Annotated in this window: 10 protein-coding genes; 5 read left to right on the top strand and 5 right to left on the bottom strand. The window is 75.7% G+C overall.

The annotated features are described in order from the left end of the window. Window positions 1-19: 19 nt before the first annotated feature. Complete coding sequence (gene folP / locus ACFVNO_RS04885) at window positions 20-880, bottom strand: dihydropteroate synthase (protein WP_220562347.1); 861 nt, start codon at window positions 878-880, stop codon at window positions 20-22. Further along, a complete protein-coding gene (locus ACFVNO_RS04880; RefSeq protein ID WP_355255778.1) occupies window positions 877-1842 on the bottom strand; it encodes a glucosyl-3-phosphoglycerate synthase in 966 nt (321 codons plus the stop codon). The genes folP and ACFVNO_RS04880 overlap by 4 nt, the downstream gene beginning before the upstream one ends. A gap of 302 nt (window positions 1843-2144) precedes the next feature. Here ACFVNO_RS04880 and ACFVNO_RS04875 point away from each other — a divergent pair, with 302 nt between their 5' ends. Next, window positions 2145-4226, top strand: a complete 2082-nt coding sequence (locus ACFVNO_RS04875; protein WP_355255781.1) for a serine/threonine-protein kinase — start codon at window positions 2145-2147, stop codon at window positions 4224-4226. Here ACFVNO_RS04875 and ACFVNO_RS04870 read toward each other — a convergent pair. Together ACFVNO_RS04870 and ACFVNO_RS04865 are read right to left on the bottom strand one after the other, a co-directional pair. After that, complete coding sequence (locus ACFVNO_RS04870; protein ID WP_355255784.1) at window positions 4214-5182, bottom strand: carbohydrate kinase family protein; 969 nt, start codon at window positions 5180-5182, stop codon at window positions 4214-4216. The genes ACFVNO_RS04875 and ACFVNO_RS04870 overlap by 13 nt on opposite strands. Continuing rightward, on the bottom strand, window positions 5179-5796 hold the full coding sequence (locus ACFVNO_RS04865) for a TetR/AcrR family transcriptional regulator (RefSeq protein ID WP_378889422.1): 618 nt from the start codon (window positions 5794-5796) through the stop codon (window positions 5179-5181). Before ACFVNO_RS04865 ends, ACFVNO_RS04870 begins: the two co-directional genes overlap by 4 nt. Window positions 5797-5908: 112 nt before the next feature. Here ACFVNO_RS04865 and ACFVNO_RS04860 point away from each other — a divergent pair, with 112 nt between their 5' ends. The 3 genes from ACFVNO_RS04860 (at window position 5909) to ACFVNO_RS04850 (ending at window position 9289) form a co-directional block, all read left to right on the top strand. After that, window positions 5909-7102, top strand: coding sequence for an FAD-dependent monooxygenase (locus tag ACFVNO_RS04860; protein ID WP_378889419.1), 1194 nt, complete (start codon window positions 5909-5911; stop codon window positions 7100-7102). Window positions 7103-7222: 120 nt separating this feature from the next. Then, window positions 7223-8035, top strand: a complete 813-nt coding sequence (locus tag ACFVNO_RS04855; protein ID WP_355255793.1) for a TetR/AcrR family transcriptional regulator — start codon at window positions 7223-7225, stop codon at window positions 8033-8035. 36 nt (window positions 8036-8071) lie between these two features. Further along, complete coding sequence (locus ACFVNO_RS04850) at window positions 8072-9289, top strand: FAD-dependent oxidoreductase (protein WP_378889416.1); 1218 nt, start codon at window positions 8072-8074, stop codon at window positions 9287-9289. Here the strand turns inward: ACFVNO_RS04850 and ACFVNO_RS04845 are convergent. Further along, window positions 9237-10202 carry an EamA family transporter gene (locus ACFVNO_RS04845; protein ID WP_378889413.1) on the bottom strand — a complete coding sequence of 322 codons (966 nt, stop codon included), beginning with the start codon at window positions 10200-10202 and terminating at the stop codon, window positions 9237-9239. The genes ACFVNO_RS04850 and ACFVNO_RS04845 overlap by 53 nt on opposite strands. A 106-nt stretch (window positions 10203-10308) precedes the next feature. On the opposite strand from ACFVNO_RS04845, the gene ACFVNO_RS04840 reads away from it, so the two are divergent. Next, window positions 10309-11208 (top strand): LysR family transcriptional regulator, encoded by a 900-nt coding sequence (locus tag ACFVNO_RS04840; RefSeq protein ID WP_355255802.1) that lies wholly within the window; start codon window positions 10309-10311, stop codon window positions 11206-11208. Window positions 11209-11366 lie beyond the last annotated feature (158 nt).

Raw genomic sequence — 11366 nt, 5'->3', positions numbered from 1 at the left:
CTTCCGGAGCGGCGGCCCCTCACGCCAGCCCCCGCACGGTCCGCGCGGGGGGCCGCACCCCGCGGATCGAGGCGACCATGTCCAGGACCTGCCGGGTCTCGGCCACTTCGTGCACCCGGTACACACGGGCCCCGTGCCAGGCGCACACCGCGGTGGCGGCCAGCGTCCCGGTCAGGCGCTCCCCCACGGGCAGGTCCAGGGTCTCACCGACGAAGTCCTTGTTGGACAGCGACACGAGGACCGGCCACCCGGTGGCGGTCATCTCGTCCAGGCGGCGGGTCAGCTCCAGGGAGTGCCAGGTGTTCTTGGCGAAGTCGTGGGCCGGGTCGATGAGCACCGAAGCCGGGTCCACCCCCAGCGCCACCGCGCGCTCGGCGAGGGCGACGGTGGAGGACACCGCGTCGGCGACCACGTCCTCGTAGCGCACCCGGTGCGGCCGGGTGCGCGGGGTGACCCCGGCGGTGTGGGTGCACACCAGGGCGGCCCCGAACTCGGCGGCGACCTCCGCCAGCCCGGGGTCGTAGCCGCCCCAGGCGTCGTTGAGCAGGTCGGCTCCGGCCTCGCAGACGGCGCGGCCCACCGAGGCCCGCCAGGTGTCGACGCTGATGACGAGGTCGGGGAACTCGGCGCGGACGGCGGCGACGAAGTCGACGACGCGGCGCTTCTCCTCGTCCGCGCCGATCTCCTCACCGGGCGCGGCCTTGATCCCCCCGATGTCCACGATGTCGGCGCCCTCGGCGACGACCTTGCGCACCCGCTCGAAGGCGGGCCCGTCGTCCCAGGTGGCGCCCTTGTCGTAGAAGGAGTCGGGGGTCCGGTTGACGATCGCCATCACCAGCGACTCGTGCCCGCCGTACTCCCGGCCCCGCAGCCTCATCACCGACCGACAGCTCCTCCCAGCACCCGGGAGCGCTCCGGCCCGACCCCGGCGGCCGGCGGGCGCTCCACGGTACTGACCGTACCCGTGCGCGGGCGCCCGTGTCCGTCGGAGGTGTCGAACCAGCGGATCGCGACGTCGCCGCCGTGCTCGATCCCGCACCGCCGGTCGGCGATGGCGAGCAGCTCGGTGGCCATGGCGCCCAGGCCGCGCAGCGACTGGTGGCGGTGGGCGCGCCGCCCCAGGTCCACCTGGGCCACCGCGTGCACCCCGCACCGCAGGTGGGTATCGATGAGCACGGCCAGCTCGACGCCGTAACCGGTGGGCACCGACAGCTGCCCGAACAGGTCCCGGCGGATCGCCCACTCGCCCGACAGCGGCTGGACCACACCGGACAGCGCGGGCCAGCGCAGCGCCAGGGTGGGGCGGGCGACCAGCTCGGTGACGCGGCCGCCCTCGTGGCTGACCCGGGCGCCGCCGGGCAGGTCGAGCAGCCGGTCGTAGAACCCCTTGACCAGCCCCACCCCGGGCTCGGTGAGCAGCGGCCCCAGCAGGGCCGAGACGAAGTGGGTGTCCCACTCCACGAGGTCGGCGTCGAGGAAGACGATGATGTCGCCCGAGGTGACGAACTGCGACTTCCACATCGCCTCGCCCTTGCCGCGCCGGTGCCCCAGGTCGGGGCGGACGTCGACGGTCCGGTGGACGGTCGCCCCCGCCCGGGCCGCCGCCCGGCCGGTGCCGTCGGTGGAGTCGGAGTCCATGACGACGACCTCGTCGAGCAGGGGCGTGCGCTCCACCAGGGCGGCCCGCACCCGGGAGACGATGCCCCCGACGGTGGCCTCCTCGTTCCGGGCCGGAACGACCAGGCTGACGGTCAGGCCCCGCTGTCGTTTGAGGTCCAGGAGCCGCTCCGGCGTCCAGTCGGTGTGCCGGTAGGTGCGGTCCTCGAACCAGGTGTCGCTCACGAACTCTCCCCCAAGCCCTTCCACAAGCCCTCCCAGCGGCCAAGGTTACGACCCGCGGTGCGCGGCGGGCCCACGCGCGGGTCGGACCGCCGTGCGCGGGACCCACTGTGCACGGCGCGGGCCGGGTCCGTGTTCCGCGCATCCTGAATCCCGGTGAAAACCCCGTTACCACCGGTCACGCGGACGGACGCCCCGGGAGGATCCGGGAATCCCGTGCAAGCCCTAGGCTGAACCGCAGAGGCGGAACGCTCGTCCCAGAGCACCGACCAGTCCCCGCCCCGACGCCAGAAGGACCTCTGCCCGTGCAGCCCCTGGATCCGACAGACCCCGAACGCATCGGCCGCTACCGGCTGACCCACCGCCTGGGAGCGGGCGGCATGGGCCGGGTGTACCTGGGGCGCACCGCCGCGGGCCGCAAGGTCGTGGTGAAGGTGATCCTGCCCCAGTACGCGGGCGACGCCGAGTTCCGCGGCCGGTTCGCCCGGGAGGCGGCGGCCGCCGCGCGGGTGGGCGGGTTCCACACCGCGCCGGTGGTGGACGCCGACCCCGACGGGGACCCGCCGTGGATCGTCAGCGCGTTCATCCCCGGCCCGTCCCTGCACGAGGTGCTGGCCGGGCGGGGGCCGCTGCCGCACCCGACGCTGCGGGTGCTGGCGGTGGGCCTGGCCGAGGGGCTGGAGGCGATCCACGGCGCCGGGCTGACCCACCGCGACCTCAAGCCCGCGAACGTGCTCATGGCCTCCGACGGGCCGCGCATCATCGACTTCGGCATCGCCCGCCCCAGCGGGGACTCCTCCGGGCTGACCCGGACCGGGGCCACCCTGGGCACCCCGCTGTACATGTCGCCCGAGCAGGTGGACGCGCTGGAGGTCGGTCCGGCCTCGGACATGTTCTCGCTGGGCACGGTGCTGGCGCACGCGGCGGTGGGGCGCAACCCGTTCGACGCCCCCACCCTGGCCGGGATCGTGCGCAATCTCATCGGCCCCCCGCCGGAGCTCCCGGAGGGCGTCCCGGCGGACCTGCGGGACGTCATAACCCGCTGCTGGCGGCACGCCCCGGAGCAGCGGCCCACCCCGCAGGAGGTCGCCGAGACGGTCGGGGACGTCGATCCGGAGGTGGACTGGCCGGACTTCGGGGGCGGCCCGGCGGGCGGCCCCGCGACGGGGTCGGCCACGCCCCCGCCGGCGGACCGCCCGGCGCACGGCGGAGGTCCGGCACACGGCGGCGGTCCGGCGTGGACGGGCTCCGGCGGCTCCCCGTCGGAGCACGGCGGCGGGCGGGCGGCGACCCCCTCGGGCGGCATCCCGGCCTACGGCACCGGCGCGCCGGCGTACGGGGTGCCGACGGGCGCCCCGCGAACGGGCGTCCCCGCGGGGACGGCCTCCCGGGTGCCCGAGTCCGAGGAGTCCCTGCGCTCGGAGTCGGCGGTCTTCGACCGGCTGCGCGAGGGCGGCGACCACGCCGCGGCGCTGGCCGGCTACGAGCGCCTGCTGCCCCGGCTGCGGGAGTCACTGGGACCCGCCCACCCGCGGACCGTCAAGCTGCGGTCGCGGATCGCGGCCTGCAAGGAGGGCCTGGGCGACCACCGGGCCGCCCTGGAGGAGTACCGCTCCCTGCTGCCCGACCAGGCGGCGCTGCTGGGCGCCGACCACATCGACACCCTGGGCACCCGGTTCCAGATCGCCTACCAGCTGGGCGAGCTGAACGACCACGAGGCCGCGCTGGCCGCCTACCGCGCCGTCCTGCCTGACCTGGTCCGGGTGCTGGGCCCCGACCACGGCCACACCCTCACCGTCCGCGAGAACATCACCGACCACCTGTCGGCGGTGGGCGACCACCGGGGCGCCCTGGACGAGCACCAGCGCCTGCTGGGCGACCGCGTCCGGACGCTGGGGCCCGACCACCCCGACACCCTCGCGAGCCGACAGGCCGTCGCCAACACCCTGGGGGACCTGGGGGACGACGCGGCCTCGCTGGCCGAGCACCGCAGGCTGCTGCCCGACCGGACCAGGGTGCTGGGGCCGGACCACCCGGACACGCTCACCACCCGGTTCGAGATCGCCTACCGGCTGGGCGAGCTGGGCGACCACGGGGCGGCGCTGTGGGAGGCGCTGATGCTCCTGCCGGACCTGACCCGGGTCATGGGCGCCGACGACCCCCGCACGCTGGCGTTCCGCCTGGAGATCGCCCGGCTGCACCGGCTCCAGGGGAACCCGTCCGCCGCGGGCGCCACCCTGCGCTCGCTGGCGGCGGACCTGGACCGGCTGCCGCAGGGCCGGGGCACGGACTCGCTGCGGACCCGGGTGCGGGTGGAGTCGGAGGTCCTGCGGGAGTGGACGCTGCCGCGCGCCCCGCAGAGCGGTCCCCCGCCCTACACCGGCTGACCGTCCCGCTCGGCCCGGCCGCCGTCCGGCGCTCCGGGCCACCCGTCCGCCGCGGCGGCGGCCAGGCGGTCCAGGCCGGCGGAGTCGACGAACGCGGTGTGGGTCCCGGCGGTGGTGCAGGTGAAGGCACCCGCCACCGCCCCGGCCAGCACGCACTCCGAGACCGGGGCGCCGCCGAGGTACCGGTGCAGGAACCCGGAGATGAAGGCGTCGCCCGCCCCGTTGGCGTCCACGACCGGGCGCTCGGGGGCCACCGCGGGGAAGTGCCGCGGCCGGTCCCGGCCGCGCTCCAGCACCCGGCAGCCCGCGGCCCCGTCGGTGGCCACGGCCAGCACGGCCCGGCCGCGCTCCAGTATCCCGGCCAGGACCTCGTCGACCCGGCCGTGCACGGCGGCGGCGCTCATGAAGACCAGGTCCGAGTTCAGGGCGTAGTCGAGGTGGTGCGGGTTCTCGCCGTCCCAGTCGTGCAGGTCGGTGGAGACGGTGGCGTCCAGTCCGGCCAGGTCCCGGTACAGGTCGCGATTGTGGTTGATGATCGACATGTGCACGTGGCGGGCGCGCTCCAGGAACGGCAGCGCGAACTCCCGGGGCAGGCGCAGGTCGGCGGGGTGGCGGCCGTCGTAGAAGGAGAACCGCCGGCCCTGGTCGTCGACGAGGTTGACGCCGCGGGGCGTGCCGTGCGGGGACACCAGGTGGGAGAAGGCCAGCCCCTCCTTCTCGTACCGCTCCAGGATCATGCGGCCCTGGAGGTCCTCGCCGAGGAAGTCGATGAACTCCACGGCCCGGCCCAGGTGGTGCAGGCCCAGGGCAACGCCGTTGCCGGTGTGCCCGACGTGGTCCAGCACCGGCGGCACCGACGCGGAGTCGCCCGCGGGAACGGCCAGGTCGGGGACGCGGACGATGGTGTCCACGCCGGTCCCGCCGACGACGAGGACGTCGGTCCGGGGGTGTGTCATGTGCGGTCTCCTTCGGGGGTGGCGCCCTCGGGGGCGTCGGGCACGCCCGTGGTCACGGGCGGCGGCCCGGGCGGGAGGCCCAGGGCGGTGTAGGCGGCGGCCAGGGCGGCGGCGCGCAGCTCGGCCGCGGGGCGGTCGCCCAGCAGGACCACGCAGTCGCCCAGGCCGCCCAGCACCAGGGTGACGCGGGCCAGCTCGGCCAGCTCCGCGCCGGGGTCGGCGAGCATCGCGGTGATGCGGCGGCGCCAGTCCAGGACCCGGCCGCCCAGGTCGAGCTCGGCCAGGGTGGCGGCGTCGCGGAACACCACCCGGTTGACCTCCCGGTGGCGCATGCTCACGTCGAAGTACCGGGCCAGCAGGACGCGCGGGTCGACGGCGCCCCCGGCCGCCTCGTCGGCGGCCACGGCGGCCTCGTAGTCGTCCAGCATCGGGCGGACCAGGGAGCGCAGCAGGTCCTCGCGCGAGGCGAAGTGGTAGTAGAGCGCGGGTTTGGTGATGCCGACCCGGTCCGCGATGTCGCGCATGCTGGTCTGCTGGACGCCCCGCTCCCGGAACAGCTCCAGGGACGCGGCCCGGATCCGGTCCTTGGTCTGGGTCGATCGCGCTCGGGGCACCCCTCACCTCACCTCTCGGCCACCGTGGTGTCACCAGTCTGGACCATGGGGGGCCTTGCCATCACCGGTGCTTTTTGTTTACCTTCCGGTAAGTCTACAAAAGGAGGGCGCCATGGCGACCGTGCTCGTCTCCGGCGCGGGGATCGCCGGCCCCGTCCTGGCCCACCGCCTCGTCCGGCTGGGGCACCGGCCCGTGCTCGTGGAGCGCGCGCCCGCGGGCGGCGGGGGCTTCGGGGTCGACCTGTTCGAGCCCGCCGTGGAGATCGCGACGCGCATGGGCCTCATCGACCGGATCCGCGAGGCCTCCACCGGCAACACCCGCATCCGCCTGGAGCGGCCCGGGCGCCGTCCGGTCGACGTCGACATGGGCGCCCTGGCGGAGGTCACCACCGACGACCGGCACGTGGAGGTGCTGCGCGGCGACCTGGCCCGCATCCTGCACGAGGCCGTCCGCGACGACGTCGAGTACCTGTCCGGGGACTCCGTCGCCTCCCTGCACGACGACGGGGACGGGGTCGACGTGGCCTTCGAGCGCGCCGCCCCGCGCCGGTTCGACCTGGTGGTGGGCGCCGACGGGCTGCACTCGGCCGTCCGGCGCCTGGCCTTCGGCCCCGAGGAGCGGTACCGCAGGTTCCTGGGCGGGCACATCGCCGTGTTCGACCTGCCCGAACCGCGGGAGGCCGACGGCCGGGTGGTGCTCTACCAGTCCGTGGACCGGACGGCCGCGGTCTTCCCGGTGCCGGGCACCGGCCGGGCCCGCGGCGCGCTGCTGTCGCGGGACGCGCGGGAGTACGACGGGCACCACCGGGACCTGGACGCCCAGCGGCGGTTCCTGCGGGAGGCGTTCGCCGGGGAGGGCTGGAGGGTGCCCGAACTGCTGGAGGCCGCCGACCGGGATGGGGGCCTGTACTTCGACTCCATCAGCCGGATCGCTATGGACTCCTGGACGCGCGGCCGGGTGGCGCTGGTCGGCGACGCCGGGTACTGCCCGGGCGCCGCGGTCGGCGGCGGCACCACCCTGGCGGTGGTGGGCGCCTACACGCTCGCCCACCACCTCGGGGAGGACCCGCGGACCGGCCCCGCCGCGTACGAGTCGGCCCTGGCCTCCTACGTGCGGCGGGTGGGCGGGGTGGGGACGGCGTCGATGGACACGCTCATCCCGCGCTCCCGGCTCGGGGTGACGCTGCGGTCGGCGGCGCTGCGGGCCCTGCCGCGGCTGCCCCGGCCGCTGCTGCGCCGTGCGGTGAACTCGGACTCGCGGGCCGCCCGGGTGATGTCGTCGGTCGCACTGCCACCCGCCGCCTGAGCCGGCGGACGGGCGGCGGCCCGGACCGCACACGGCTGCTCTTTCTCCTCATTCTCCTCAGTGGTCACTCCGTCACCGACTCCCTTGTTTGAGACTCGATTAAGGGTTACGTTTATCTTGATGTCAGATACCGAACACCCCAAGGTTCCGGACGATCTGGTGGGCGCGGCGATCCGCGCCGCCGAGCGGACGGGAAAGGACGTGGCCGACGTGCCTCTCATCGAGATAGCCCAGGAGGCGGGGGTCTCCCGCAGCACCCTCCTGCGCCGCCTCGGGGGCAGGCGCGGGGCCCTGGACACGGCGGTCCGCGAGGCGGGCGTCGACCCGGGCGGGCGCCCTCCCGTCCGGGAGCGGGCCGTCGAGGCGGGGGCGCGCCTCCTGGGCGAGACGGGCCTGGCGGCCACCACCCTGGAGGCCGTCGCGGCCGCCGCCGACTGCTCGGTGCACAGCGTGTACGCCGCCTTCGGGTCGCGCGACGCCCTGCTGGCCGCGGTCTTCGAGCGGTACGGCCCGCTGACCGAGCTGGAGCGGCACCTCGCCGACCCGGGCGAGGACCTGGCGGCCGCCGTCCTGGGCGTCCACCGGGCGCTGGCCCGGGCGTTCACCGACGAGCCCCGGGTGATGCCCGCGCTGCTGGCCGACGTGTTCGCCCGGCCCGGCGGCCCCGCCCGGAACCTCCTGACGAGCCGGTTCTTCCCGCGCATGCTGGCCGCCCTGGGCGGCTGGCTGCACCGGGAGATCGACGCCGGGCGGCTGCGGGACCTCCCGGTGCCCCTGCTGGCCCAGCAGCTCGTCGGCCCCGCCGTCATCCACTTCGCCCTGCGCCCCGCCCTGGCCGGGGTGCCCGGCATCGACTTCCCCGACGTGGAGGAGACCTGCGCCGTCCTCGGCGACGCCTTCCTCCGAGCGGCGGCGACCGACCCGCCGCGCTGAACCAGGGGCGACGGAGCCCCGGAACAGGAGTCCCCGATGACCGAGAAGACGACCTGCCTGATCGCCGGCGGCGGCCCCGCCGGGATGGTGCTCGGCCTGCTGCTCGCCCGCGCGGGCGTGGCGGTGACCGTGCTGGAGAAGCACGACGACTTCCTGCGCGACTTCCGGGGCGACACCGTCCACCCCTCGACCGTGCGCCTGCTCGACGAGCTCGGCCTGGGCGAGGAGTTCGCCGCCCTGCCGCAGAGCCCGCTGGACCGGGTCGCCTTCCCCCTCGGCGGGGACAGGATCGTGACCATCGCGGACTTCCGCCGCCTGCCCCACCCCTACCGGAGCGTCGCCATGGTGCCCCAGTGGGACCTGTTGAACCTGCTGGCCGGGGCCGCGGCCGAGGAGCCCTCCTTCACCCTGCGGATGGGCACCAAGGCCACCGGGCTGGTCCGCGAGGGCGGCCGCGTCGTCGGCGCCCGGTACCGGGGCCCCGGCGGCGAGGGGGAGATCCGCGCCGACCTCACCGTGGGCTGCGACGGCCGCTGGTCGCTGGTCCGCCGCGAGGCGGGGCTGGTCCCCGCGGAGTTCCCGGTGGGCATCGACGCCTGGTGGTTCCGGCTGCCCGGCTCGCCGGAGGACGCCATGGCGCTCACCCCCCGGGCCGGTCGGGGCCGGTTCCTCATCGTCATCCCCCGCGAGGGGTACCTCCAGGTCGCCTACATCGGCCGCAAGGGCACCGACCCCGACCTGCGCGCCCGGGGCGTGGAGGCGTTCCGCGCCGACGTCGCCGAACTGCTCCCGGAGCTGGCCGACCGGGTGGACTCCATCGGGTCCATGGACGACGTCAAGCACCTGGACATCCGGCTGAACCGGCTGCACCGCTGGCACGCCGAGGGCGTGCTGTGCATCGGCGACGCCGCGCACGCCATGTCCCCGCTGGGCGGGGTCGGCATCAACCTCGCCGTGCAGGACGCGGTGGCCGCGGCGACCCTGCTGGCCGAACCTCTCCGGAGGGGGACCGCCGACGGGCGCGCCCTGGCGCGGGTGCGCGCGCGCAGGCTGGCGCCGACCGCCGTCGTCCAGCGCCTCCAGCGGACCATGGAGAAGATCCTGGTCGAGCCGATCCTCCAGGGCCGCAGGATGGGGCCGCCCGCACCGGTGCTCTGGGTGCTGGAGCACCTGCCGTTCATGACCGCGGTGCCCGCCCGCCTCATCGGTCTGGGGCTGCGCTCGGAACACGCCCCGGAGTTCGCCCGCCGCTGACGCCCTCCTCCGGACCGTTCCCCCGTTCCTCCCCCGGGTCCCGGCCCCCGGCCCGGGAGCGCCCGCCGCCCAGGGCGGTGAGCGCGACCCCGCCCACCAGCAGCACCGCGGCCAGCAGGTTGAGCGGTGTGATCTCCTCCCCCAGGAACACCCACGCCGAGAGCATCCCGAACACCGGCACGAGCAGCGTGAACGGGGCGACCGCCGAGGCGTCGTGCTCTCGCAGCAGGAACCCCCACACGCCGAACCCGAACACGGTCGCCACCCAGGCGATGAACAGCAGTGCGCCGATCCCGGTGAGGTCGAGGCCGCGCAGCGCGGCCAGGCCCGCCTCCGGCCCCTCCACGAGCAGGGACAGCGCGAACAGCGGCAGCGGCGGGACCAGGCTCACCCACACCATCCAGGACAGGGTGTCGGGCGGGGCCGCCTTGCGGGTGGCCACGTTGGCCAGGCCCCAGAACGCGGCCGCCGCGATGATCATCGAGAACGCCGCCAGCGGCCCCGATCCGCCCTGGGCCCAGGCCGCGACACCGATCCCGCCCAGCGCCACGGCCATGCCCGCATAACGCAGCGGGCGCAGCCGCTCGCCCAGGAACACCACCGCGAAGACCGCAGTGAACACCGCCTGGACCTGGAGCACCAGCGACGTGAGCCCGGCGGGCATGCCCAGGTGCATGCCGGTGAAGACCAGGCCGAACTTGGCCACCCCCAGGGTCAGCCCGACCACGAGGATCCACCCCAGGGCGACCCGGGGCCGCTTGACGAGGAAGACCGCGGGCACGGCCGCGACGAGGAAGCGCAGGGCGGTGAAGAGCAGGGGCGGGAAGTGGTCGAGGCCGACCTCGATCACGACGAAGTTGACACCCCAGACGGCCGCGACGAGCACGGCCAGGAACAGGTGGAAGGGACGCATGGGTCCGATCATGGCCGCCCGGCGGATTAAGCACCAGCGAAGGTTCCTACACCGTCGGATTCACGTCTGCTACATAATGGTGGTGTCCTCCCGGAAGGAGCGCCCCGTGCTCGACCTCTCCCGGCTGCGCGCCCTGCACGCCGTCCACGTCCACGGATCGGTGGCGGCCGCCGCCAAGGCCCTGGGCTACACCCCGTCGGCGGTCTCCCAGCAGGTCGGCAAGCTCGAACGCGAAACCGGCACCCCGCTGCTGGAGCGGCGCGGGCGCGGCGTGGTGCTCACCGACGCCGCCGCGATGCTCGTGGGCACCGCCGGGCGGGTGCTGGCGCTGGTCGAGGAGGCCGAGGTGTCCCTGGAGGAGCGGCGCGGCCGCCCGCACGGGCGGCTGACCGTCGCGTCCTTCGCCACGGCCGCGCGCGGGCTGCTGCCGGGGGTGCTCGCCGAGCTGGCCGCCGCCCACCCCGCGCTGGACGTGCGGCTGTTCGAGGAGGATCCGCACGCCACCCCGCACATGGTCGCCCAGGGCACCGTGGACCTGGCCGTGGTGCACGACTGGGACATCGCCCCGATGAGCGTCCCCGAGGGGGTGGCGCGGGAGCGCATCGGCGAGGACCGCTGCGACGTCCTGCTGCCGCCCGACCACCCCCTCACCGTCCGGGACTCCCTGACCCGCGCCGACGTGGCCGGGGAGCGGTGGATCTGCCAGCCCCCGGGGACGGTGTGCCACGACTGGCTGACCCGCACGGTGCGCTCCACCGGCACCGAGCCCGACATCGCCCACTACGTGGCCGAGTACCAGACGCAGCTGGCGCTGGTGGCCGCCGGCCTGGGCGTCGCCGTGGTCCCGCGCCTGGGCCGGGGGCCGCTGCCCGCCGACGTGGCGGTGCGGCCGGTGGACCCGGCACCGGTGCGGGGCCTGGCGGTGCTGTGGCGCGAGGGCGCGTCCCGCCGGCCGGCGATCACCGAGGCCGTGCGGGTGCTGCGCGAGCACGCCGCCCGTCTCTAGACCGTGTCCTCGCGGCCCTCCGCCGCGTGGCGGGAGGTCCCCGGCGGGCGGCCGACGGCCGCGGCACCGCCACCCTGCGCGGCGCCCTCGGGGGACGGGGGCCTTCGGCCCCGACGGCGCCTCGCGGACCCCGGCGGCACGGCGGGCGCTCGGGGCGG

The organism is Nocardiopsis sp. NPDC057823, from assembly GCF_042797335.1.
Classification (GTDB): Bacteria; Actinomycetota; Actinomycetes; order Streptosporangiales; family Streptosporangiaceae; genus Nocardiopsis; species Nocardiopsis changdeensis.
The sequence above is the reverse complement of the archived record's forward strand: the minus strand, read 5'-3'. Positions and strand labels throughout refer to the sequence as shown.